We start from the raw sequence: 24,945 nt of genomic DNA, 5'->3' as shown, positions 1-24,945 counted from the left end.
GTCGCGCGGCCCCTCGGCAGGTCCGCGTCCGGCAACGGCCGCCGACCTGTGCGCCTAGCCGCGCAGCGCCACGTCCGGATGCAGCCGCGCCGCGCGCCACGCGGGACCGAGCGTCGACAGCGCCGCGGCGAGCGCCAGCAGCAGCACGACGCCGGCAAAGGTGAGCGGATCCAGCGCCTCGACGCCGTACAGCGCGGATTCGAGCCAGCGGCTCATCAGCATCGCGCACGCGAATCCCACCGCGGTGCCGGTGGCGATCAGGCCCGCGGCGCCGCGCACCACCAGCCGCAGCACGTCGTTCGCGGTGGCGCCCAGCGCCATGCGCACGCCGTAATCGCGGGTGCGCTGCTGCACCGAGTAGGCGAGGATGCCGAACACGCCCACCATCGCAAGCAGCAGCGCGAGTGCGGCGAAGGTGCCCACCAGCACGGCACGGAAGCGGTGGCGCGACGTGGCCTCCCAGGCCACGTCGGCCAGCGTCATCACGTCGCGCACGCTGACCAGCTGCTCGCGGTCGACGCTGGCGATGGCCGCGCGCACCGGATTGGTCAGCGCCTCGGGGCGGCCGGCGACGGAGCGCACGATCAGGTACATGTCGTCGCTCGGGTCCTGTGTCAGCGGCACGTACATCTGCGGCGTGGCCTGGGTTTCGGTGGCGCGCGATGTCACCTGCTCGGCCACGCCGATTATCTCGCGCAGCACCACGTCCGCATCCGCGTCGGACGAGGCACGCACCGCGATGCGTGTGCCGACGGGCGCGATGCCCTGCAGATGCGTCTGCACAAACGCCTCGTTGACGATGACCACCGGAACGCTGCCGCTGCGGTCGCCGGCATCGAACGCACGTCCGCTGCGCATGGCCACCTCCAGCGCGGAGAAGTACGACGCGCTGACCACCTGGTAGTCGGCCGCCGGCCGTTCGCTCGCGGGAATCGGCGGCGCGCCCTCCACCTCGAAGAACGATTGCCCGGCCGCCTCGCCGAGCGGCAGCGAGCTCGACCAGGCGACCTCGCGCACGTCATGAATTGCGGAAATCTCGCGTTCGATGTCGTCGAAGAACTGCAGTAGCGAGTCCGTGGTCGGATAGCGGTCGCCGAGCGGGTCCACCAGCATCGTCAGCGCACCGTCGGCGCGGTAGCCGCGGTCGGCGGTTTCCACCGCGAGCAGGGTGCGCAGCAGCAGGCCGGCGCCGAACAGCAGCACCACCGCCACGGCGACTTCGGCCACCACCAGCAGGCCGCGCAGTCTGCCGCCGCGTCCGGTGGTGCCGCGTGTCTCGGCACCGATGGCCTGCGCCGGCGACAGCCGCGTCGCCTGCCACGCCGGTGCGAGGCCGAACAGCACGCCGACGCCGAGCGCGGCGACGATGCAGAACCCGACCACGCGCAGATCGAAGGCCAGCGTCACCGCGCCCGGCAGCAGGCCGTCCGGGATCAGCGCCGGCGCGACGCGCAGGATGGCCGCGCCGAGCGCGAGTCCGAGCGCGCATCCTAGCGCCGCGAGCAACAGGCTCTCGGTCAGGATCTGGCGCACCACGCGCCAGCGGTTGGCGCCGAGCGCGGCGCGGATGGCGAGTTCGCGCGATCGCACCGTGGCGCGCGCCAGCAGCAGGTTGGCGACGTTGGCGCAGCAGATCAGCAGCACGAAGCCGACCACGCCGAGGAAGAGCAGCGCGGTGTGGCGCAGGTCGCTGCCCACCATCGCCTGCTGCAGCGGTTCCACCGCCACGCCGCGACCGCGGTTGGTGTCCGGATAGTCGCGTGCGAGCCCCTCGGCCACGGCGTTCATGTCCGCGGCGGCCGCTTCGAGCGTGGCGCCGGGTGTCAGGCGTCCCACCGCGCGCATGAAGCGCGCGGCGCGGGCGCGCGGCGGTGCGTCGTGCATCGACAGCAGTCCCCAGAGGCTGCTGCGGCCGATCAGCTGCGCGCTGTCGGGCACGACACCGAGCACGGTGAACAGGTCGCCGTCGAGCCGCACCTGCGTGCCGACGATGGCCGGGTCGCCCTGGAAGCGGCTGTGCCAGAACGATTCGGTCATCACCACGGCGTTGCGTTTGGCGATGTCGTCCTCGTGCCGGAAGGTGCGGCCGACGATGGCGTCGATGCCGAGCACGTCGAAGACGCCCGCGGTCACCCATTGCCGCGGCACGGTTTCGGCGGTGCCGTCGGCGCCGGCCATGACCATGCCGCCGACATCCGGGATGTACGCGGCGATGTCCTCGAAGGTGTCGCTGCGTGCGGCCCAGTCGATGGCATTGAGCGGCGAGACGCCGCCGCGCGGCGTGGTCGGCGCGGTTTCCCACAGCATCGCGAGGCGCTCGGGCTCGCGCAGCGGCAGCGGGCGCAGCAGGGTGGCGTCGGCCAGCGCGAAGATCGCGCTGTTGGCGCCGATGCCGAGCGCCAGCGTCAGGATCGCAACCGCGGCGAAGCCCGGCTGCATGCGCAGCGTGCGCGCGGCGTAACGCAGATCGGCCCACAGATCGGCAAGGATCGACCCGCTGCCGCGCCCCGGCGCCTGCGTGTCGGCCACGCGCGCCTGGCGCAGCGGCTGCAGATGTTGCACCAGCGTGTCCGGATCGACCAGTTCGTCCAGCGCGATCCGGCACGCGTCCGGCTCGCTGCTGCCGCGCCGGCGCAGTTCCTCGTAGCGTTCGTCCAGATGCTGCGAAAGTTCCTCGACGATGTCGGCTTCGCGTTCGCCGCGCAGGTTCAGGTGTGCGAGGCGCTGGCGCAGGTGTTGGGTCCAGTCAGGCATGGTGGCTGTCCGTGATGAGTCGCATGGCGTCGACGAAGGTGTTCCAGGTTTCGCGCTGGCGTGCCAGCGCAGCGCGGCCCGCGGCCGTGAGCGAGTAGAAGCGCCGACGCCGCTCGCCGGCCTTCTCCACCCAGCGGCCCTGCAGCCAGCCGCGTTCTTCCAGGCGATAGAGCAGCGGATACAGCGACGCGACGTGGAACTTGAGCTGCCCGTTCGAGCGCGTTTCGATCAGCTTGCTGATCTCGTAGCCGTGCCGCGCGCGCGCCTCCACGATCGACAGGATGATCAGCTCGGCCGATCCCTTCTTCATTTCGCGGTCGAGCGTGCTGTCGCGCTCCCGGCTACGGGTCTTGACATCTGTCATAGCAACATATGCTACAGCCACGGATGGCAGTGGCAGGGTGCTGGAGGTCATGGGTTGCGCGGCGCCGTTGCGGACGTGTCGACGGCCACCGCGTCGCCCGCCGCATGCGGCGCGTCCGGCCGGTATCGCGCAGGACGCAGCCCCCCGGTCGCGCCGGCGATGGCACGGCACGGCGACGGCGGGAGGTAGGGCACGGCGCATCGCGCGCCGGCCCGCGCGAACGATGCACGAATGGCCCGCGCCGGGCGTCAGTGCGGCTGCACGCAGGCTCCCGCGGCCGGCGGGATCGCGCATCGCTCCACGGTGCGGAGCTTGTCGGGATTGCGCATGACGAAGATGTCGGCCACGCGCCCGTCGTCGTCCCACGCGAAGGTCACCGTGGCGGTGACCACGCCGTGTTCGCGCACGACGAAACCCGGCGCCGCGTTGAGCGTGGCGTCGGCCAGCATGTCCGGTGTCCACCAGGCGTGCAGCCCGGCCGCGATGAAGCGGTGCACTTCCGCCCCGTGCATGACGCGGCGCAGGGCCGTGACCTTGCCGCCGCCGTCGGCCGCCAGCCGCACATCCTCGCGCAGCAGGCCGGCGAGCAGAGCGGTGGACCCGGTGGCGATCGCGTCGCGGAACGCCGCGAGCAGGCGCGCCTGACGCTCGCGCGGTGTGGCCTGCCGCACGCGCGCCGTGGCCACGTGTTCACGCGCGCGCGTCACCAGCTGCCGGCAGGCCGGCTCCTGCAGTTCGAGCGTGGCGGCGATCTCGGAGTAGGGCCGGTCGAAGATGTCGTGCAGCAGATACGCCGCGCGTTCCTTCGGCGTGAGCCGCTGCAGCGCCAGCAGGAACGCCACCGTCAGCGATGCATCCAGCGCCGTGGCGAGCGCGGGATCGGCATCGTCGTCGGACGTCTGCACCGGCTCCGGCAGCCACGTGCCGATGTAGTCGACGCGCGCCCGGTCGGCGGCGCGCAGCAGGTCCAGGCAGTGCCGCGTGCACACCGTGGTGAGCCACGCTTGCGCATTTTCGACGCCGTCGCGTTCGTTCGACTGCCACTTCAGGAACGTGTCCTGCACCGCATCCTCCGCGTCGGCGCGCGAGCCGAGCAAGCGGTAGGCGAGCCCGAGCAACATCGGGCGCGCGGCTTCGAAGCGATCGACGGCGTCGCGCATGTCAGTGACTGGCGATCTGGACACGGTTCCAGAGATTGATCATCGCGATCGTGGCGGTCAATGCCGCAAGTTCGGCCTCGTCGAAGTGGACGCGCAGTTCGCTGCGCAGCGCGGCGAGGTCCGCGGCCGGATCGAGCCGCGTCAGCGCTTCGGTCCACGCCAGCGCCGCGCGCTCGCGTGCGCTGTAGTCGCCCACGTGGCGCCAGGCGGCGAGATGGTCGAGCCGTGCGTTGGTCTCGCCGCCGGCTCGCGCCTCGGCGGCATGCATCTTCACGCAGAAGCCGCACTGGTTGAGCTGCGAGGCGCGCAGCACCACGAGGTGATGCAGCGTCGCATCGGTTTCGGCCTCGCCGATGGCCTGCTGCGTGGCGATCAGGCGTTGCATCACGGCGGGAAGCTGCTGGGGGAGGCGGATCGGTGCATCGGTGCGGGACATGGCGTGCTCGCTCGTCGAGTGGGTTCGCGGGTCCGACGATCCACGCCGATGGCCTGTGACACGATGCGCTGCACGAGGCCGCGGTGATTGTTGCGTCGGTCTTGCCATTCGTTCGTCGGATCGCGCTGCCTCTTCCGAGCAGGTTGTTGCCGGTTGCGGGTTGCCTGGTGCGCTCGCGGCACTCAGAATGCGTTCGAACTATGCGGCCGCCTTGTCTGCATACCGCATCGCAGGGTCCGTAATGATTGCCGTTTTCTCCATCGTTCCTCGGCTGATTTGCGGTGTGCTTCTCGTGGCCGCGGCCTACGATTCCGAAGCCGCCACCCAGCTGCCTGTCCCTGACGAATCGCGCGCATTGCAACGTGGTGTGTCCGGATTGGAGCTGCCCGGCGTTGCGTTGCGTAATCCCGACGCAAGCGGCAGCGGGGCCGAGTACGACAGACTCGGCACGGCGCTCGCGATCGACGGCGACACCGCCTTCATCGCCAGCACTGGCGCCTATTCGCACGGGACACGCGGCGCGGTGCTGGTGCTGCAGCGCAGCGGCGGCATCTGGAGCGAAACCGCTCGCCTGCTGCCGGACCCCAGCGACGACGTCGAATCCTTCGGCCAGGCGATTGCCGTGTCCGGCGACACCGTCGTGGTAAGCGCTCCGGATGCCGCGACCGCGGCCGGCCCCGATCGTGGCGCGGTCTACGTCTTCGTGCGCGACGGGGCGGCATGGCGCCGCCAGGCAAGGATCGACGGTGGCCCGGGCGAATTCAATGCAGGGTTCGGCAGCGCGGTGGCTGTCGACGGCGACGTGCTGCTCGTCGGCGCGCCCTCGACGCGCGTGGAGTCGATCGTCTCCGGCGCCGTGATCGAGTTTCGTCGCAATGGCGAGAGCTGGTCGCAGACGGCCCTGCTTCCGCCAGGCCTGCCCGGTCCGAACCAGCGTTTCGGCGCGAGTATCGTGCTTGATGGATCACTCGCGGCCATCGGCGCGCCGGGATTCCGCGATCCGGATGGGCAACCGCGCGGCGGTGTCTTCGTGTTTGCGAACGACGGCGCGCAGTGGCAGCACACGCAGCGGCTCGTCGGTCCGGGGAGTACGGGTTTGATCGGTGATCGGCTCTCGTGGAACGGGGAAACGCTGCTCGCATCCGAGTTGGAGGAAGAGGGTTTCCTATCCTTTCGTCGGAACGGAACAAATTTCGACCCGGGGCTTTTTGTACCGAAGCCAACAAGCGTGCATTCCTTTTGCAACGCGCGCCTCGCGCACACCGCGACGCTCGCATTGGTCGGCTGCCCCGCAGACACCGACGGTGGCATCGGCAGCGGTTCGGCGCTGCTGTATACCCGCAGCGGTGACACCTGGGTGCTGCGCGAACGCCTGCGCGCCGATGTGCCGTCGTCGTCTTCGATGTTCGGCCGCGCGGTGGCACTGTCCGGCGACGCGGCATTGATTGCGGCACCGTCGGCCTTCGGGCCGGCCGGAACGGAGTCCGGCATCGTGCACGCGTATGCGGTGGACGCTGCGGATGCGTTCAGTCCGAGCACGCAGATCGACAGCGGCACCGGTCCCGCTAACGACTTCTTTGCGCGCAGCGTCGCGATCGACGGCAACACGGCCGTGGTCGGCGTGGAGCTCGACGACACATCGGACGCGCCGAACGCAGGCGCGGCGTACGTGTTTGTGCACGACGGTGCCGTCTGGACCCTGGAAGCGCGGCTGCAGGCGCCGGCGGGGACGCGCGGCGCCTGGTTCGGCAGCGACGTCGCCGTCGACGGCGACACGCTCGTGGTGGGCGAACGCGCGCGTGGCACGCTCGCGGGCGCAGCCTACGTGTATCGACGGAACAACGGCGTCTGGAGCCTGCAGCAGACGCTGCGGGCGACCCCCGTCGGGGCCTACGAAATGTTCGGCACGTCCGTGGCGCTGCAGGCTGATCGCGTGGTGATCGGCGCGCCGGGCGTTGCGTCCACGCCATTCGGCCGCGCCTATGTGTTCGAACGCGTCGCCGACGTCTGGCAACAGCAGGCCGTGCTGCGTGCGAGCGATGAAACCAGCGCGAACCGCTTCGGCAGCGACGTTGCGCTCGACGGCGAAACCGTGCTGGTCGGCGCCCTGCTGGCCGACAGCCCGGGAATGGCCGACACCGGCGCTGCCTACGTGTTCGAACGCGACGACGGCCAGTGGCCGCAGCGTGCACGCTTGGCGGCGAACGATGCGAAGGCGGGAGATTTACTCGGCAGCGGCGTCGCGTTGCGCGGCGACGAAGCGCTGCTCGGCGCATTGTCGGCCGGGCCCGTGGGCCAGCGCAGCGGCGCGGGCTACCTGTTCCGTCGCAGCGGCGGGGTCTGGGTGCAGCAGCAGCGCCTGAGCGTGGCCTCGGCCCCGGACGGCGCCAGTGTCGGACGCGACGTCGCACTCGGGCCGCACCTGCTGGCGCTCGGCGCCACGCGCGATCCCTATTCGGAGCAGACGCCACCCGGCGCGGTGTATCTGTTCGGCCGCGACGGCGAGGCATTTGCACCGATTGGGACGCTGCAGCCCACCGACAGCCGCGTGCGCGACGGCTACGGCAACGCCGTGGCGCTCGACGGGCAGACGCTGCTGATCGGCGCGCCGGGCAGCGCTTCGGCAGACGGCACGTATCCGCGCGCCGGCGCCGCCTGGCTGCATCGCCTGCCGGTGCGCGTCACGATCGTCGCGAACGGCAGCGAGACCGTGCACTGGGCCGACCACGGCACCGTTGCCACGTTCGATCTCACGCCGCCCGAAGGCCAGTCGATCGTGCAGGCGGACGGCTGCAGCGGCACACTGATCGACACCGCATTCACGACCGCCCCGCTGCTGGCGGACTGCACCATCATGGTGACGTTCGCGTCGGACACCTACACGGTGTCCTACGTTGCCGGTGCCAATGGCGCGTTGCTCGGCGATACACAGCAAACCGTGCCGCACGGTGGCGACGGTACGCCGGTGCAGGCTGTGGCCGATGCGCACCATCATTTCGCCGGCTGGAGCGACGGCAGCCAGGAGAATCCGCGCACCGAGCGCGACGTGCGTGCGCCGCTGGCGGTGGCCGCAAGCTTCGCCAATGCGCCGCCGCAGATCCAGGCAGTCACGCACACGCCGGAAGCGGTGTACGAGCGCAGCGTCGTAGGCGTCCACGTGGCTGCCACGGACGAGGAGAGTCCAGACCTCGCCTACCGGTTCGACTGCGATGGTGATGGCATGTTCGACGCCGGCCCGCAGCCTGCGCCGGAACACGATTGCGCCACGGACACGCCCGGCACGCAGACCATCGTGGTGCAGGTGTCGGACGGCGCATCGGGTATCGCCACGGGCAGCGTTGCTGTCACCGTGCTCGATGCGCGACCGGCCATGACCGTTTCACTCGCGGAAGACGCGGTGGAGGACCTGCCGCTATCGCTCGCGGTTGCAGCGCAGAGCCCGTCCGCCGGCGATGTGGTGGTGCGAGTGGAGGTCGATTGCGATCATGATGGCGAATTCGACGCCACTCTCGAGGCGACGCAACCGGGCACGCTCGCATGTCCCGCGCGTGTAGCCGGTGGCTCTGTCGTGGTGGCCGCGCGCGCGACCGATGACGAAGGCGAACTGTCGGATATCGCCACGCTCTCCGTGGACGTGGCCGACATCAACGATGCGCCCACGCTCACGTTGGCGACACTGCCGCCGTTCGCGGCCGGCAGCAGCGGAGCGCAGACGATTCCGGCGTTCGCCCGGTTCGATGCGGGCCCCGACGACGAGGATGCGAGCCAGCAGGTCGACGATTACCTGCTCGATGTGGCAACCGATCCCGAAGGAGTCCTCGGCGAGGGTCACGTCGACATCGGCGATGACGGAAGCCTGGTCCTGACGCTGAGCGGACGCAGCGGCACCGCGTCGGTGCTCGCGCGTGTGCGCGACTCCGGACCTGCGGGCGGCAAGCACGTCAACGTGTCCGCACCGGTCGAGTTCGTCGTGACGGTGCCCCCCGGCGCCGACCTGCAAAGCGCCATCGACAACGGCGTCTCACACGTGTTCGACGGTGACGCGGTGACTTATCACGTCATCGTGGCCAACGCCGGACCCTCCGACGCTTCCGATGTGCAGCTAGTCGTCATGCAGCCTGCCGCCCTGCGCGATTTTCTCTGGCACTGCCGCACGGATATTTCCACCGCGACCTGTCCGCCAGACGCTTCCGGCGCGGGTTCTCTCGAGATCGATGCGGCGCTGCCGGATGGCAGCTTTCTGCGTTTCGACATCGCTGCACGCGTCGAAGCCGCTGGCGCTACCACCATTGCAGTCACTGCGACGGCGGCATTGCCGGGCGATATTGCCGCGCTGGATCCCGAGAACGATGCTGCGACCGATACGGACACCGTCTTGCCGTACGGGATGTTCGCCGACGGTTTCGAGGATCCTGCGATCCCGTTGAGCGTCCAGGGCGCGAGCAGGGCGCTGAGCGAGTAACGTCGCCGGCAACCTGTGCGTGGTCACCATTACCGTCAGTCCCTGCATGTGCGGATGATCAGCCAGGTGCTCGGCGCCACGCGCTGCCGGCGAGCACGGTCGAACAGCACTGCCGTCACGCCACCGCAAGCAGTGCCCTGAGGATGTCCTGCGAGCGCCGCTGTCCGTAGCCGCGCCCGTAGGCGCGGCTTGTGATCGCCACCACCATGTGCCGCGCGGGGATCACGTAGATCTTGTTGCCGCCGTTGCCCGATGCGAACGCAACATGCACCTCCTGGCCGCGCGACGGATGGGTCGTGCCGTACCAGAAGCGCCCATAGCGGTCGGCGAACGGATCGGTGTCGCCGATCGGTACCGTCGGCGCCAGCGTTGCGTCGATCCAGTCGCCGCCGATCACGCGCTCGCCGCCGTGGCGGCCGCGGTCGAACCCCATCTGGCCGATCCGCGCAAGATCGTCGACCGCGAGCGAGAGATTGCCCTGGCCCTTCACGTTGCCTGCGGCATCGCGCACCCAATGCCAGCGCGCAATGCGACTGTTTCGAAGAAGCCTCGCGGCGGAACGCGACCACACGCTGAGCCGCGTGCATGACGGACGCGGTCGTCAGGCGACTGCCGTCGGCGCTCGCAACGGCGTCGATGCACGCAGCGACATCCGCCCTCAATCCCCATCGGCCGAACGACATCCGCCCGCGGCAAGCCGACACGTCCCGCACGAGCAATGCCGACGATGGGCTGGACGCACGACGCGGCACGAGCCGACGCCGCCACAACGACACCTTCCTCTCCCGCGCAGCGGGGGAGGATGCCGGCAGGCAGGAGGGGGCCATCCCGCGGCAGGCCGCCACCGCGTCACCTCAACCGCGCACGCGGGAGAAGGATGCTTCGACGGCACGGGAACCTGTCGCGGAAATTCCCAGCCGGCAGACGTCGCCGCGCCGAGGTCTTGCGATGACGCGCGACGCGAAGAACAGGTGCGCGGATCGAACCGTCAGCGGCCGCCGCCCATCGGCAACAGCAGATCGGCGACCGGTTCGAGCACGATTTCGGGCAGGCGTTCGGCAATCGCCCGCGACATCTGCTCGCTGGCCTGCGCGTCCACCGCGCCGAGCGAAAACGCATCGTCCCGCGCCTGCGCGCTCGGCCACTGCGCATAGCTGTACCAGAGCCCGTCCGTGCCGCGATGCAGACGCGAACCGAGCGACCCGCGCTCCGAGCGGAGCCGCTCCGACACCCGATACCACGCCTGGACGAACGAATCTTCCAGCCCAGGATGCAGCCGCCAGCGGTACAGCACCGCAAACCCGGACGTGGACGAATCGTGCTTCGCGTTCATGTGCAGTCTCCGATGCGCAAGCAGGCGGCGTCGCGCGGCGACGGCCTAAATCCACCCGTCTCCGGTCTCTGCCGAGCGGCAGCAACAAGGCGTCGCGTGTCGCCCGCGGTTGTGCAGGCGATCCATTGCGCCGGAGTCTAGCCAGGACGTGCAGATCGCGTCATTGACGTGGCGCGGCGAACACCTGCGTTCGCGGGAGCACCGGCGCCAGTCGGGCAGTGCAGGGGACGACCTGCGCGCGGCGATGCCGCGCAGCGAAGGCATGCTGCGAGGCGACGATTGCCGCCGGCCAAGGCGACGCGCACACTGCCGCTGCAACGCCGACGCCGACGCCGAACCACTTTGGCGTCGACCGGCCGGCGCCACGACGCACATCCCATCGAGCACCGCCATGCGCACACTGCCGCCACGCCTCCTCCTCGCTACAGGCCTGCTGGCCTGCCTCTGCACCAGCGCGACCGCGCAGGCGCCGGCCACGGAACCCGCGCCTTCCGGCTACGACGCCGCGCTCGCGCAGCGCCTCGGCGCCGACGCACGCGGCATGCGCAAGTACATCCTCGTGCTGCTGAAGACCGGCCCCACGCGGGTGCCGGACGGGCCCGAGCGCGACGCGATGTTCGCCGGCCACTTCGCGAACATGGCGCGCTGGTCGGAGGCCGGACAGCTCGTGCTCGCCGGGCCGTTCATGGCCGATGCCGCCGGGTGGCGCGGACTCTACGTCTTCGCCGTCGACGGCATCGACGCCGCGCGCGCGCTGACTGACACCGATCCGGTCATCGTCAACGGCGAGATGGTGGCCGAGTATCGCGAGTGGTACGGCACCGCCGCCCTCGGACTGATCCCGGACTGGCACGAGCGTATCGTGCCGCCGGCCGCGGCGTCCGACTAACGTGCCGGCGCCGGACTACCTGGAAAAAACGAAGTCCCGATAGGACCGATACTCGGCATCGTAGTTCACCAGCACCTCCACCTTCACGGCGCGAACCTCGCGCGGAACGGCGATCGATTCCGAACGGAAGATCGCCTCGCCGCTGTCCACGAACATGTTGTTCGGTGTGATGCCGTCGTGCGACACGGCAAGGGCCGTGTCGTGGAGCGGTGTGGTTTCGAACTTGCCGTTGACGACGGCCAGCGAGAACACGCGCAAGCGTATCGCCCTCGGCGTGGTGCGCGACGCGCCGATGTTTCTTATCTCCAGGGCCACGGACAACGCGGTGGAATCGCCGATGTCGATGAATTTCGCATCCGCCCGCACTTCGAGGATCGCGGAAAACGCCCGTCTCTTTCGATGTTCGTGCCACGCAAACCAGCCACCGCCCACCGCACCCGCCAGAAGAGCGAGGTTGCCAAGTACCTCGGAAGCATCCTTCATCCATTCCATCAACGGCGGTTTCTCCACGTTCCGTGACGCCCGGGATGGTGACCGTTCTCCCGCTGTGCGGGCAACCGGGAGGTCACGGCGTCGAAGTCGCCGCCTTTCCCGCGATCGTGCGCGCGGACCGAATCGCTGCGTCCGCCACTGCCTCGATCGCGTCGCGCCGGCTCCGTCGCCTGCCTGAGAGATCTGCCCTTCCCGCGACAGCAAGTCGATGCCAGCCAGGGTCATCCGACCCGTCACGCAAGGGGGCAACGATGCAACGCCATGCATGCAACCCGATGCTGCTTCTTTCCGTCCTCGTCGCAGGCTCGGCCTGCGCTGCGAGCGAGACAGCCGATCCACCGGCGCCGTACGTGCCGACGCCGGTGTACTGCGCCAGTGGCGGCGATGCCCTGTGTTCGGTCATTCCCACGGCGATCGGCACCGACGACGCACTGCACGTGGGCGTCGGCTATCCGGGCCTGTCGAACGACGTCACCTCGGCGAAGAGCGACGTGCAGACGCCGTTCGACAACATGGCGTGGCAGATGTTCGTCGCGCTCAACTGGCAGGCCAGCCAGTCCGGCGGCAACCCGGCCACCGGCCTTTCCGGCACGGGCCCGACGGTGTGGCAGCGCTGGTCGCGCCCCGAGGACGTGTTCGGCGGTCCGCCCGGCAACTGCGCGAATCCGGACAACCTGCCGCGCTTCAACCTCATCGCGAAATCGGATGGGCAGAACGACGAAGGTTTCCTCGAAGCGGCCACCAACCAGCCGGTGATCGACGTCAACGGCAACTGGACCCTGTTCGAGCGCCGCCTCAACGACATCGAAAAAACCTACATCACGCAGAACAATCTCGACAGCCTCGCAGGCCAGCAACTTTTCGCCCAGGCCGGCGGCACCGTCGCACTGCCGATGCCCACCGCCACCGTGCCCGGCGCGATGGAGGTGAAGGCCGCGTGGCGCATCATCGATGCCTCCGAGCAGCCGCGCTACTTCAATATCCAGGCTCTGCTCGACGTGGAAGAAGGCAAGGTCGACAACAACCAGCGCCTCTGCGCGCAGGTCACGCTCGGCCTCGTCGGGCTGCACATCATCCAGAACAACGTGCAGGACGGCGCATTGAACGCGCAGTTCATCTGGGCCTCGTTCGAGCACAAGGACAACGCGCCGACGGCGGCCGCGGCCTGCGATGCCACCGACCCCAACTGCTACAAGACCATCGCCAGCACCAAGGCCTCGCCCAACCTGTGCCCGGTGGCGGACGGCACGGGCGGTTTTTCGTACTACAACCCCGCATGCAGCGACCTGCCCACCAACACGCCGCCGGTGGCGTCGCCGGACGGCGACTACGTCTGGAGCAGCACGCCGCCGTACGCCGCCAAATATCTCACCACGTCCCAGAGCGGCGCATCCTGCGGCACCCAGGTCTCGCACTGCTGGCAGGTGTACTCGCTGACGCAGCAGCTCAACACCGCGTGGCAGGCGCAACTCGCGGCGCTCGACTCGGTGTTCGCCAACTACTACCTGATCGGCACCAACTGGGGCGGCAACGTGGAGCCCGACGGCACCACGCTCACCAACGGTTCGGTGCCGGCCTTCCTCGGCAACAGCACGATGGAAACCTACATCCAGGCCGATCCGGTGAACGGCAACTGCGTGAACTGCCATTCCAACGCGACACTGGCCTACAGCAGCGGCACCACTGCGAAACCGGTGACGTATCCGGCGGATTTCAGCTTCCTGCTCGGCCTGGCGGACAAGGCCTGCATCGACCTCGCCGCCGGCCCGATCTGGAACAACGACGCCGCGCAGACCACGTGCCCCGCCGTGTGCAGCGCAAAGACGCTGCAGTGGGAAGGGCAGTGGACCACCACGGTGCCCGGCACGCAGTCGGTGTGCGGGTGCTGCATCGTGGCGGCGTCGCATGCCAGCGCGGAGAAATAGGGAGAGCAGCAGGTGGCGCGGCGCGGGGCCGATGGCGTGGCCAGTGCATGTCACACGCCGAGTGAGCAACGTGTGATGCACTTGTGCCCAGTACGCGGAACCTGACTCGATTCCGCGTTGAAACCACTGCTCCACGAGGCTGGTGCCATCGAAAATTGCCCGGAATAGGACTGGCGTCTTGATGCGTTTTGGCAAGTCAAAAGTCATTGTCGCTGTATTTGTGGCGGTGGCGGTAGTCGCCGGCGTCGCGTGGTTGGTTGCGTCGGCGCTTGGCCCTGGGAAGCGCGAGTCCAGCCGGGTATCCGCAGCGCCTGCAACGGCGGGGGACCTAGCCCCTCGCCTTGCGGGAGCTTTGCCCTCAAGAAACTCCTCGACGGCAGGCGAGTCATTGCCTATCGCCGAGGCCCTGAGCCCGGTTTTGCGCGCAGACCATCTTGCAGCGGCTTTTGACGATTTGCGCGCTCGCCGTGGCGATGAGGATTTCGCTACCCGATCGGCTTGGGCGAGCATCAGGGAAGCGTGCCAGACGCTGGCGGCTTACAGTGCCGAGGCGGTCGTCGACCCCCTCCGGGACTGGGCGGCGCAGGACCTTGCATCGCGTTGTGGCGGCCTGGATGTCGCCACGCTTGACGAACGCTACAAGCGGGCAACTCAGGGCGGCGGTGGGCTGGATTCCGTTTCCCTGGGAAAATTGGTGGCGGAAGGCAACATTGAAGAAGCGGTTACTTCCGCGCGCGAAAACCTCCGCAGTGGGGACCTCGCATCGTCCAGCGCGCTGGATTCCATGCTTTTTCTGGTTGAGGCGGATGCTCCTCCATCCTCCCTCGCATTGCATCCCGACAACCCCGATAGCTACCGTGCTCTTGGCCGCGCAGCACTTGCATTGACATGCGAGCGACAGACGGCGTGCGGTCCGGATTCGCTGACCACGCTGAGCTTCTGCGTTCGGTTCGGTTGCCGGCCAGGCTCGACATTGCTCCAAGCCATGCAGCAATCGTTGCCGCCGCGCGATTACGAAGCCGTGTTGAGCACTCTGTATTGGGTGCGCTCGATGTAACGTGTTCCTCTACGTTGATGCTGTACATTTTCAGAAAAGTTGACTCTGACCCCGGTTTTCTGTGAGCCAGCGTGGATCAGCAGCGCGACCACGCCGACAACGATCAGCAGTACGACGAAACCTTCCATATGTACTCCTCCGGTATTTTTTAAATGTACTCTGACCCCGGTTTCTTTTCCAGTGACAAGGCAAGCTGCTCCATGATAGGGCTCGATTCCCTTTCTAGGACATCGACGTCTTTGGCAAGCTTGTTTGCAAATGAGTTTCCTCCCGTGTCCTTGAAAACAAATATCGGTGGCTGCCTCCGTGTAGTCGAAAGAAAATAAGGGGAAAAAATTGCTCGTTTATCTGCGATGTAGACCGAATGGCAGTTTATTAACGAATGGCCCCTAATTTTTACCGCAGAATTTGATTCTTTTAGCTTTGTCAGAGCGCGTACTGTTAGATAAATCCTTTGCCTGCAAAGTTCCGGTGTCATGCCAATCTTTCTAGAGAGAACTGGAATCAGGTCCGAATCAGGATGAGCAAGTATGAATGTGGTTTTCTTGCTATGGTCTGAAAATCTTTCCGATAGTTCTTCTGAATACTTTGCAACCCAGCTATGCCCGTCAGCCAGGACAGCTGTTAGCGAGTGGGTGCTTTTTATCACCTCGCGGAAGCTGAAAATATCGACGTCATGAAAAGTCTCGGACAGCCCTAAGGCCGCGTCATGTCGAGCCAGTGTTACCGCTTGTTCAAGCGTGTCGAGCCGACTATTGATATCTTTGGCCTTGTCGTCAGCTAACGTTTCTGCGTTCGTTTTTAGTTCCTTTGAAAAATCAAATAACTCCTGTTTCAGCTCTCGGCGTACGACAATTTGATCCACCACATGCCATATCGACAAAATCGCTAGTGCCGTCGCGATATGTTCTAAAATTACCGACCATATAGAGCGCGCCGACTGGACAATATTCCCCGCTTGATCGAGTGCAGGTGCGTCTAGTTCATGGACCACCAAGATCAATGCGAGACTCCCGGCCATAGAGAAGCCGGCAATTGCAATCATTGCTGTAAGGCCATTAAATTTTTTATGCTTTTCTAAAGTTGTTTTGTCTACTGAATTATTCATATCTCATCCCCATCGCCTCGCTCATGGAATGTGTAAAGAAGCCCGTATTAAGTCAGATTCGAGCACGTGCGGCTATTGGTTTTAAACTTCACTCGGACCCGAGTTTTACTCCTGACCCCAGTTTCACTGACCCCAGTTTTAGCCTATTGCATACGGCGGCGAAATGGTGACCCGGGTTTGGACCCGGGTTTGGAAATTGCACTCTGCCCCCGGTTTCCCCGGTTTCCCCGGTTTCTCGGTTTCGGAAATTGCACTCTGACGCCGGTTTCGACCACCCCGGTTTCGACCCCGGTTTCGAGAAAGCTGAAGAAGCCCGCAATTAGCGCTGCGGTAACCGCTCCGGCGGGTATCAGTAGCTGTGGGGAAAAATTTTCCATACTCACTCCGTGGTGTGTCGGCGCCCGGTTGGAAATCGACGATCCATGCCTCGAAGGCATGGTGCCTTCGCATCGACCCGGTATCGCTGGCCGGCATCGGGAGCCCGGCAATCGTCACGCATCGCCACGCCCGCTAGTTTCTTCGCACGCTCTCGCGAACTCGCGGAGCTGCTGGTAGAAGGTTTCCACGCTCATGCCGGTAGTGCGCTCGTAGTTGGCGCGTGCCGCGGGGGACTGCATGATTCCTGCAAGTTCGGCGTGCCCGATCCTGTGGATTCTGCACTGGGACGGCGGATGCGAGCGGCTTGACGAGTGCCCGGCTTCACCGGTCACCGCTTCCATCGCGATGAACCTCATGTAGAGGTGCGAGATCACCGGCAACACCGAGCGGCCGCTCCGCTGCATCAAATTCAACGCATATGCGTCCGCGGCATATTCCTGCGCGGCGCGATTCCCGGCAGATGCAGTTGCGCCATGCCCCAGCGCCAGGTGGCCCAGCTCGTGGCCGACGATGAAGGACAGCAGGTCGATGAAGACCTCGGACTGATAGACCGCTTGTCGAGGGGTGAGCCCGCGCGGCTGCGGGACGCCGGCGAAATGCCAGAACGACTCGATGGGTATGTCGTCCACCACAGCTTGCTTGTCCCTAATGCGCCTGGCCGCGCGCGCCGTGCGCTCGGCAAGCGCGTACAGCCAGTCCGCATATTTCCCCGCAAGCGAGGGGTTCTCGAACACCATGATCTGGCCGTGGATCTGCAGCTGCACTTCGGCCAGCATCTGGCCGGGGATGAGGATCCGCTCGTTCTGGTAGTCCACATAAGCATTGAAATCGGCCGCCGGTCGCACGCTGATACGCTGTTCGCTGAACAGCCGCCTTTCGTTTTCGCTCAGATGCGGGTGGAAGATTTCCCTGCCTATCAGATCGATTGTCCTGTTACCCGCATCGATGATGTCCTGCCCGCTGTTGTCCGCGCGTACGGACGCCACATCGAGCGCGACCAGCGACATCGCCAGCACAAGCTGGCCGAGGTGCCGGGCATTCATGGTTCGCTCGTTTCGAGATTGACGATGCCGCGACCGCGGACATACGCGATGGGCTTCTCCAGATCGAGATCGCCGCGGGCCATCGCTGCGTCCACCCGTTCGAACTCGGCCTCGGTCCCGAATCGGAAAAGATCCCGGATCGCGCCGTCATAATCGTCGCGTTTCTGCCGGAGGATCGTCCCGCCATCGCCGATGCCCTGGAAGGCATCCGCGCCCCAGCGCTTGACCGCGTTCCGGTAGACGTTGGCGAAGGTGAGACACACCCGCCGGTTTCCGTTGTTGGCGATGATCTCGTTACCGAGCGCCACGTCGCACCGATTGCGCCGGATCTCGGCGTCCGTGATCGAATGTGTCATTGCGACACTGCTGACGCACTCCCGTGACCCTTCCTTGGCGCCGCCTGGCTTGCAAAGAAGATAGGCGCACTCCGGCGCCTTGGGATCGCGAGCACGCCCTTCGCACTTGCCATAGCACACGTCGTGATTGTGGCAGGCCGCAACGAAGTCGCACTTGACCATCGGAATCGAGTCCGGCACCAGCCACCGATTCCATCCGGTACCGCAGCCATTCGATACCGCCTCGGAATTGGTTGTGAGGTCGTCGGCATTGACGATTGCGGGGACGATCAAGCACATTGCAGCCAGCCATCGAAAATGGAATCTCATGGTGTTTCATCCCCGCCCTGAAAAATGAAGTTGATCTCGCTTGGGCTACCGCCCGTGTCGGGGCCAGGTCGACCTGGCACTCCTCAAGGGTCAAGTGGGCCTGACACCGTGCCGAAGGTGAATCACTCTGGTCCCTTCACGTCGGCCCTTTCGCGTCGCTGACCCCTTCGCGTTGAATGCGCATCAAAGTGGCCCTTTGCGAAACGAACTCCCGGGTGAGGAGCGCGTGGCGTCTGGTGTCAGCCGCAAGAGGCACCGCACATATTCGCGCGCTTCTCCCCACGTCCGTCTGTCCTCGTACAGTGCAAAGAGATTGCGCGTCGCCTCCACCGCGCCGGGCCAGTCGTCGGTCGCGCGCCCGTCCACCAGCGCGTTGCGGCTGTCCTTGGCATCGTGCAGTGCTCCGTCCTGCGATCCATACACATGGAATTCGCGAATCGCTGGGGGCGCCCGAAATCCGGTCTCGCCGCACATCGGGCGCACGCCTGCGTCTTCCCGCGAGGCATGCCCAGCGGCGAAGGAATCCTGCACGGTGTGAAGCACCGAGCCGAACGCGATGTCGTGGATCTTGTCGAGCAGGCCGCTTTTCCTGTCTTGCCGGCCGAGGATGTAGAGATCGGCCACTGTCCATTCCGTGCAGGAAAAGTGCTCCTGGATCGTCGGAATGTCGATTTCCTTGAGGCGACGCTCGGGCGGGATTTCGCGAGAAGCGACCATCCATGCGAACTGCAACCACTCTTCAACCTTGCGTTGTGTCACACCCGCCGACATGCCTTCCTCGGACGCCATGCCATGCAGGAACTGGAGATCCCCGAAATGCGATCTTGTCATCAGATTGCCGCGCAATGCGCCGTCGGTCGCGCGGCAACCTGCAATGCGTCTGGAGGCCGCGGTTTTCTCCGCATCCTTGAACAGGCAATACCAGCATGCCGGTTGCGTGGAAAATCGGACGGTTTCGCTCGTGCGGCAGGCCTTGCCGAAGGCCGAGCAACGTCCCTCGCGCTCGGACAGCCTGAACGGCGGAAGGTCATTCCACCGCACGCCGTAAATGATGAAAGTACCGGCAAACGGAGCGTCAACGTCACCACACAAGCGGTCTTTCGCAAGCTCCGCCGGTTCGACCGGGCAGCCACTCCCGAGCTGCGTGATTTCCTCGTGCACAGGACTCTTGAGAAGCACGCCCACACGACCGGCAATCTTGGCTAAATTGCTGTCTGTCTCGTTCGTCAGTCGCGCCTCGAACGACGATCCCATCGGGGCAATCTGGTAGGCGAACGCATCAATCGGGCCCAAAAGAAAGCACGCAAGTGCGACGAATAGATTTTTCAAGTTCATGGCCCGTGTCTGCGTGACGGAAATTCGGGTTGGAAATTCCCGGAAGTTCGGTTCAGAGTGAATTTTATCGTGTCTACTATTACACTCTGCCCCCGACTCCTTTTGGACCCGAATCTTGAAAATTGGGCGTTCTCTGCGTCTCCGTTCAGCTATCGCTCGATCGAGAAAGCAGGACGCAGTCCCGGTTTGCGATGGTGCCGAGACGATAATTACTCTTGTCAGATCGCACGTTGAGCCACTGCTTTAGAATTCTGCAATTCGGCCCCTGCTTGCCATCAAATTCCAGCGACTCGACGTGCTTCTTATTTTTGTGCGCAATTGGATAGGGATCAAAAGCATATACCCAGCGCGCATCGTGTCTAAGTGCTAGGATGTAGTGCCCATTCTTCCCCCACGTCACGCCAAGCAGAGCAACACCGCCTGCATTGAGGCATTTGGAGACTAGACTGCCAGGCCCAAAATTTACGCTCGCCCCTTCAAGATGAACTGCTTTAACGCCAAAATTCTTTAGCCTGCACCTTTCGAGCCAGTCTGCGAGTAACGCGGTTGCGTGAAGCGTAGTCCCCTGTCCGTGTGTCCCACGCTCAAAACTGTCCAGTGTGTACAAGAATACTTTCTGAATGACAGCTGCTGGTATTTCTTTTCGCTGGAACAGGGCAGACAGGCCATTGATAAACGTGGTTGGAACACAGTCATACTCTGAAGCTTGTTGTCTGAACGGAACTTTTGACATTTTTCTCTGCTCAGTAGTATATCGGTAGCGAATTGCAAGGCTGGCCCTAGTCGCCATCTCTCTAGGCGTCTGTCGAAATGCCTGCGAATCGGGGCCAAATCCACTTTGAGTTGCTGTAAATCTCCTAAACATTGCAAGTGGACCTGACGCCGTTATTTCAGTTCTGCAGTCTCTTTTCAACGGCAAAGTGGATCTGACCCCGTTATTTCCTAAAATATATCAGTTGATCTGGCCGCAATCGAGGCGGCGGATGCCTTTTCTAGTTCACGTCCATATTTAGCAATGCCAGGAAAATCAACAACAGGAAAGTCGGCCGCGTTAATTGTTTTCATTACGGCTGGAAAATTGTTGTCGATGCTCTGTTCATCCCAAGTATTTTCATCACTACTCTTTAGAAATATACTCGATCTTCTTTTTAATGACTTAAGTGAGATGGTGGCCTCAGAGTCTGAATAGCTTCTAGAAATGTCCCACAAACTTATAGTAGGTATGAGTCCTAAGCTTATCGCGGCCCGCAATGCTACGAATGAGCGATGGGCAGATATGAGAAGTGCACCAGCGTCAAGTCCTAGGTAATATATAAATTGCGGAACAAATATATCGAGGTTTAATCCCTTATTTTTGCTGCCTTTTTCGCCAAGCTGATCCCATATATGAGGATTGAAGTTCTGCTGATCTGGTAGTGCGTATACATGGTACAGAGAGCAAAAGATCGAAATGTCGCGCCGCAAGTCTTTATCTAAATGGGGAGGCAGTTGTTGCGAAATGTTGTCGTGTGCTTGCGTCAATTCCTTAATTGCTGGGACCACCACCGCTTTTGAAAACAATGCCGGGTCCAGCTCGCAGGTGAGCGTAAGCAGGTTTTCATTTGATGTGCTTTCCTGGCCAAAGGCAATTTTTTTCAATGCATCCTCCTTGGATGCCGAATAGTCGAGAATCAAGAATTCGGCGAGGAAATAGTCCATGAGCGATTTGTGGGACCATCTGACGAATTCTCCGTCCCTCACGAAAATGGGAACGGCGTGGGTCGCATCTGCCAGGAAATCTTGCGGCGCAAATATTAAATCTGAACAAATTGATTTTCGTACCTCCTTAACCATGTCTAGAAATTTTTCTTTCTTAACTTCTACGGATTTCTCGCGTTTGTAGATGGAGGCGAGTGCTCTGAGGACCCGGTGAAATTCGTCTTCATGAAGGCCGCATTTTTTTTCTCTCGAGAAACCAGTTTCCTTGTTTGCGTCGTGTGACGCATAAAGCGCATCAAACACTTGGCGATAGAATACAGTTCGTTTGACTGGGACGATTGATTTATACTCGAAGGCTCGAAAAACAAGTGAGGTTAGAAGTGGATTCTCTAGGAAGCTGTTGATTGTTGCCGAGTGACGGACGTTTAGCTCCGCTAAAAGCGCTGCGGCTGCATCCGCAAAATTATAGGCTAGGCCATATTTTTCAATTAAAAGGCTGGCTTCTGGTATTGTGAGTCGCTGTATACTCAACGTGGCGAAATCGGTGTACTCGCTAAATGGGAGTTCAGGTCGGCTTGTAATTATTATTCTCGATTCCTTAGCCCGATCGGAGAAATCGCGGAGCGCGCGAGCTACTTTCTGCTTTTGGCTGTCGGTGATTTCGTCAAACCCGTCAAAAACGATAAGAATTGGCTTTGTGGTGAGGAGCTCGGAGAAAAATTCATAGTGCTTTTGTTTCAATCCCATTTGCTTTCCAAGGGAGTGCTCCACTGATTCATCCCCCGAAAGCCTCCTGAGATCTACGTATAGAGGTAGATGTTTGCGCTCACTCAGACACTTGAGATAAATTACTTTTGTAACCGTAGATTTTCCCATTCCTGCAGCGTCTACGACCATTATTTTCTTGTGTTTGTTCAATAGATCTGTGGGGAACGAATTGACTTTGCAACTGATCCGGAGTTTTTCATTTACCAGCGTCAGTGGAACGTAGATTGAGTCTAACTCTACAGAGTCGTTCGGAAATGCGATCGTCCGTATTACGCTGAAGCGGCCCACCAGGTTGCTGGTATGGCTGACTATTGCGGCACACATTTCATTCCATTCGCGCTTGTCGGAGTTGGAAAGCCGCCAAGCTTTGGCTAGGCCGGAAACCCATTCTACGGCGAGCTTCGATCCCGCAAGTGTAGCTGAAACGATTGCTGTATCTATCATATTTAGCCCTTGATTTTAGTTAATCTGCGACAGTCTTAAATGCGTGCGAAATGCGGGTCAGAGCGCAATTTCGTTCCCCTCACCCTGCTTCCCCCTTATCCAGAAACCGCTTCTCCAGCGCCCGCTAAAACCCGTAAAACCCGGGTCAGAGTGGTAAAACCCGGGTCAGAGTGCAGTTTCCTGTGTCAAGCTCAGGCAAGCGCATTGGTGTCGACCTTGCGTGTGCCGCGACACGCGGGATAGCGGGTGCAGCCCAGGAAACGTTCGCCGGATCGCCTGTTCGTGCGGGTGGTCATCGTGCTGCCGCAGGTCGGGCAGTCGGCGGCGCGCGCGGGGTTGACCGTCGACGGCATGCTGTCCGTTGCGTGGAGAGGTAGCCCGTCGATCAGCTGCAGCAGTTGCGCGCCCGTGATGCAGTCCACCGGTTTGTCGCGGGCGAAGGCGCGGGCGTCCGGGGTGAAGTCGCCGATGGTGACGATCTTCACGCGATGCGCGCCGTGGTGGACGAGCAGGCCGAACATTTCGCGCACCACGTTCACGCCGACGCGTTCGCGGCGCCATTGTTTGCATTGGACGAGGTGCAGTTGGCCTTCGCGGCGCAGGCGCAGGTCGATGCCGCCGTCGGCGCCGCCGAGGCCGGTTTCTTCGACGGCATAGCCCTGGCGGCGGAAGGCTTCGCCGACGAGTTGCTCGAATCGGATCCAGCTGAGGTCGCGGATCTGCTGGAGCGTGCGGTTGTTGTCGAGCGTGGCTGCGCGGTGTCGGGAGCGGATAAGCGACGCGAGCGATGCAAGCGCGCCCATGCCCAGGAACAGCCATGCGAGCGGAGCGAGTGCGCCGTCCGAAAATGCGGTGCCGACGCCGGTCATGAACCGCCCGCCGAAGGTCGAGAAGGACCAGCCGAGGCCGTAGCGGATGACGAGGAAGCCGGTTGCGCCGACTATCAGGCCGGCAGGCCACGGGCTGTCGGCAAGCAGTTCGACGAGGCCTTTGTTGCGTCTAGCCATGAGGCACGTTTGTGGATTTGGGCGGCGAGGGTGGGGTGACGGTGTTGCCTCGTTTGGGGAGAGTGCGCCCTTCCGCCTGCCGGCACCTTCCCCCGCTGCGCGGGAGAAGGGAGGCTTCGATGGTGCCGCGGAGGTGGGTGGGGGCGCGCGGGTTTGGGTGGGTCGCGGGATGGATGAGCGGGTTGCTCGGTGCGCGACGCAGGAAGTCTCGGTTGGGACGCAGCACCACGAAATCGGGCTGGCGCTGGCGCGGGCCGATGGGCACGTCGAACCAGGCGAGATAATCGTCGTCGAGTTTGTCTTCGAGCCGATGCGCGGTGCGGCGTTCGCCCGCGGTCATGCGCGGGAGGGCAAGGTGGCGGGAGGGGATCAGCGTGGCCATGCCGAGCACGCCGTCGCGGGCGCGCGCGATCCCGCGCGTGGTCAAGTCGTCGATGGGACCCCTGTTTCCCATATCCCCGGATTTTTCTCTGCAACGGGCGCGCGGATGGTGGCGCGTCCGGGGAATTTATCCTGTGCGCTGTGTCATGAAAATGCCGATGGCGAATTTCACAAGTTGTGACGTGGATGGGTGGGAGAATCGGCGCTCACGTGACACCGGGCCACGGCTGACGCGTTGGCGACACGGACCACGGCGATGCGATCGCACACGTTTGAGGCGGATATGGCAGCAGGCCGTGCCGCTGCGGGGACTTCGTGCGGTGCCGGCGACGCTGGCGAGTCTAGGCAAATCCGCCCCATGCACCGAGGCCTTCGCGCGCCGGGCCTCGCGATCGTATGACGAAACGCGCCGCCAGCCGCCGGATTGCGGACGCCGTCCTATTCGATGCGCGAGGGCACTGCAGGCGCGGGCGCGGTGCGCAGGCTGTCCACCGCCAGATCGCGCTCCGGATCGCCGCTTGCGCCGGTGCGCAGGTGGGTCGGGAGGTGGCCCACGTCGCCGACCGCGATCACCTTGTAGCGGCCATCCGCTTCCACGCGGATGCGGGTGACGCTGGCGTGGCCGATGGAGAGTTCCAGCCACGCCTCGCTGTCTACGCCGAGCGCGCGCATGACGAGGTAGCGGATCACGTTGCCGTGGCAGACGAACAGGTCGGTGCGGCCGGCCGGGCCGGGCGTTGCGAAATGGCGTTCGAACAGGCGATCGAGTTGCGCCTTGCAGGCGGCGAGGGACTCGGGCGATTCCTGCGCGGTGATGTCCTTGCGCCGCGTGGGCGGGGTGCATTCGGCGAGGTCGGGCAGCACCTCGAAGCTGCGCTCCGGAAACAGCGCGCCGATGGAGGCAGCGGTGTCGCGCGCGCGCTGCATCGGGCTCACGTGCAGGCCGTCGATGCGCGGAACGTCGGCGTGGATGCGGGCGCCGACAAGGTGCGCCTGCGCCACGCCCAGCGGCGAGAGGCCGGGACCGATGCGTGCATCGATGCTCGGGTCGGCGGCGTAGTGGCCGTGGCGGACGAGGATGATTTCACGCAGCGCGGGCGCGGCGTCCTTTGCGGTGATGTCTCTCGCACCGATGTTGGTTGCGACGAGCGCGACGGCCAGCACGGCGATGCGGCGCAGAAGGGGTGCAAAACGCGAAGCGGTGGACGTGTGCATGGCAGGGACGCTCGAAGGAGTTCCGCGAGCG

General features: G+C 64.1%; 20 protein-coding genes. 4 read left to right on the top strand and 16 right to left on the bottom strand.

Annotation, left to right across the window (positions count from 1 at the left end):
* Positions 1–54 precede the first annotated feature (54 nt).
* From HNQ52_RS01945 to HNQ52_RS01930, 4 genes are all read right to left on the bottom strand, one after another.
* Positions 55–2,754, bottom strand: coding sequence for an ABC transporter permease (locus HNQ52_RS01945; RefSeq protein WP_183959254.1), 2,700 nt, complete (start codon positions 2,752–2,754; stop codon positions 55–57).
* Positions 2,747–3,118, bottom strand: a complete 372-nt coding sequence (locus HNQ52_RS01940; protein ID WP_183959252.1) for a PadR family transcriptional regulator — start codon at positions 3,116–3,118, stop codon at positions 2,747–2,749. The genes HNQ52_RS01945 and HNQ52_RS01940 overlap by 8 nt, the downstream gene beginning before the upstream one ends.
* 248 nt (positions 3,119–3,366) lie before the next feature.
* Positions 3,367–4,278, bottom strand: a complete 912-nt coding sequence (sigJ, locus tag HNQ52_RS01935) for an RNA polymerase sigma factor SigJ (RefSeq protein WP_183959250.1) — start codon at positions 4,276–4,278, stop codon at positions 3,367–3,369.
* A 1-nt stretch (position 4,279) separates the two neighbouring features.
* Positions 4,280–4,714, bottom strand: a complete 435-nt coding sequence (locus tag HNQ52_RS01930; protein WP_183959248.1) for a carboxymuconolactone decarboxylase family protein — start codon at positions 4,712–4,714, stop codon at positions 4,280–4,282.
* A 397-nt stretch (positions 4,715–5,111) separates the two neighbouring features.
* Between HNQ52_RS01930 and HNQ52_RS01925 the strand changes: the two genes are divergently transcribed.
* Complete coding sequence (locus HNQ52_RS01925) at positions 5,112–9,176, top strand: InlB B-repeat-containing protein (RefSeq protein WP_183959246.1); 4,065 nt, start codon at positions 5,112–5,114, stop codon at positions 9,174–9,176.
* Positions 9,177–9,291: 115 nt separating this feature from the next.
* Here the strand turns inward: HNQ52_RS01925 and HNQ52_RS01920 are convergent, their stop codons facing one another.
* Together HNQ52_RS01920 and HNQ52_RS01915 are read right to left on the bottom strand one after the other, a co-directional pair.
* Positions 9,292–9,687 (bottom strand): hypothetical protein, encoded by a 396-nt coding sequence (locus HNQ52_RS01920; RefSeq protein ID WP_183959243.1) that lies wholly within the window; start codon positions 9,685–9,687, stop codon positions 9,292–9,294.
* A 477-nt stretch (positions 9,688–10,164) separates the two neighbouring features.
* On the bottom strand, positions 10,165–10,509 hold the full coding sequence (locus HNQ52_RS01915; RefSeq protein ID WP_183959242.1) for an antibiotic biosynthesis monooxygenase family protein: 345 nt from the start codon (positions 10,507–10,509) through the stop codon (positions 10,165–10,167).
* A gap of 391 nt (positions 10,510–10,900) precedes the next feature.
* Here HNQ52_RS01915 and HNQ52_RS01910 point away from each other — a divergent pair, with 391 nt between their 5' ends.
* On the top strand, positions 10,901–11,398 hold the full coding sequence (locus HNQ52_RS01910) for a YciI family protein (RefSeq protein ID WP_183959240.1): 498 nt from the start codon (positions 10,901–10,903) through the stop codon (positions 11,396–11,398).
* A 15-nt stretch (positions 11,399–11,413) separates the two neighbouring features.
* Here the strand turns inward: HNQ52_RS01910 and HNQ52_RS01905 are convergent, their stop codons facing one another.
* A complete protein-coding gene (locus tag HNQ52_RS01905) occupies positions 11,414–11,890 on the bottom strand; it encodes a hypothetical protein (RefSeq protein WP_183959238.1) in 477 nt (158 codons plus the stop codon).
* A 251-nt stretch (positions 11,891–12,141) separates the two neighbouring features.
* Between HNQ52_RS01905 and HNQ52_RS01900 the strand changes: the two genes are divergently transcribed.
* Positions 12,142–13,815 (top strand): mannan-binding lectin, encoded by a 1,674-nt coding sequence (locus HNQ52_RS01900; protein ID WP_221281878.1) that lies wholly within the window; start codon positions 12,142–12,144, stop codon positions 13,813–13,815.
* A gap of 388 nt (positions 13,816–14,203) precedes the next feature.
* Positions 14,204–14,872 (top strand): hypothetical protein, encoded by a 669-nt coding sequence (locus HNQ52_RS01895; protein WP_183959234.1) that lies wholly within the window; start codon positions 14,204–14,206, stop codon positions 14,870–14,872.
* A gap of 148 nt (positions 14,873–15,020) precedes the next feature.
* Here the strand turns inward: HNQ52_RS01895 and HNQ52_RS01890 are convergent, their stop codons facing one another.
* The 9 genes from HNQ52_RS01890 to HNQ52_RS01850 all read right to left on the bottom strand — a co-directional run bounded on the left by HNQ52_RS01890 (position 15,021) and on the right by HNQ52_RS01850 (position 24,914).
* On the bottom strand, positions 15,021–15,980 hold the full coding sequence (locus HNQ52_RS01890; RefSeq protein WP_183959232.1) for a hypothetical protein: 960 nt from the start codon (positions 15,978–15,980) through the stop codon (positions 15,021–15,023).
* 491 nt (positions 15,981–16,471) lie between these two features.
* Positions 16,472–17,401: a M48 family metalloprotease gene (locus HNQ52_RS01885; RefSeq protein WP_183959230.1), complete on the bottom strand. Its 930-nt coding sequence runs from the start codon at positions 17,399–17,401 to the stop codon at positions 16,472–16,474.
* Positions 17,398–18,066 (bottom strand): hypothetical protein, encoded by a 669-nt coding sequence (locus tag HNQ52_RS01880; protein ID WP_183959228.1) that lies wholly within the window; start codon positions 18,064–18,066, stop codon positions 17,398–17,400. Before HNQ52_RS01880 ends, HNQ52_RS01885 begins: the two co-directional genes overlap by 4 nt.
* Before the next feature lie 183 nt (positions 18,067–18,249).
* Positions 18,250–19,401, bottom strand: coding sequence for a hypothetical protein (locus tag HNQ52_RS01875; protein WP_183959226.1), 1,152 nt, complete (start codon positions 19,399–19,401; stop codon positions 18,250–18,252).
* Between the two features lie 145 nt (positions 19,402–19,546).
* Positions 19,547–20,134, bottom strand: a complete 588-nt coding sequence (locus HNQ52_RS01870; RefSeq protein WP_183959224.1) for a hypothetical protein — start codon at positions 20,132–20,134, stop codon at positions 19,547–19,549.
* Between the two features lie 209 nt (positions 20,135–20,343).
* Positions 20,344–22,311 carry an NACHT domain-containing protein gene (locus HNQ52_RS01865; protein WP_183959222.1) on the bottom strand — a complete coding sequence of 656 codons (1,968 nt, stop codon included), beginning with the start codon at positions 22,309–22,311 and terminating at the stop codon, positions 20,344–20,346.
* A 191-nt stretch (positions 22,312–22,502) separates the two neighbouring features.
* Complete coding sequence (locus tag HNQ52_RS01860) at positions 22,503–23,318, bottom strand: restriction endonuclease (RefSeq protein ID WP_183959220.1); 816 nt, start codon at positions 23,316–23,318, stop codon at positions 22,503–22,505.
* Complete coding sequence (locus tag HNQ52_RS17600) at positions 23,311–23,700, bottom strand: nuclease-related domain-containing protein (protein ID WP_183959218.1); 390 nt, start codon at positions 23,698–23,700, stop codon at positions 23,311–23,313. The genes HNQ52_RS01860 and HNQ52_RS17600 overlap by 8 nt, the downstream gene beginning before the upstream one ends.
* Positions 23,701–24,137: 437 nt before the next feature.
* Positions 24,138–24,914, bottom strand: coding sequence for a histidine phosphatase family protein (locus tag HNQ52_RS01850; RefSeq protein WP_183959217.1), 777 nt, complete (start codon positions 24,912–24,914; stop codon positions 24,138–24,140).
* Positions 24,915–24,945 lie beyond the last annotated feature (31 nt).

Origin of the sequence: Chiayiivirga flava (genome assembly GCF_014202825.1) — a bacterium.
In the GTDB taxonomy this organism is placed as follows: domain Bacteria; phylum Pseudomonadota; class Gammaproteobacteria; order Xanthomonadales; family Xanthomonadaceae; genus Chiayiivirga; species Chiayiivirga flava.
This window is presented reverse-complemented; position numbering and strand designations above follow the sequence as displayed.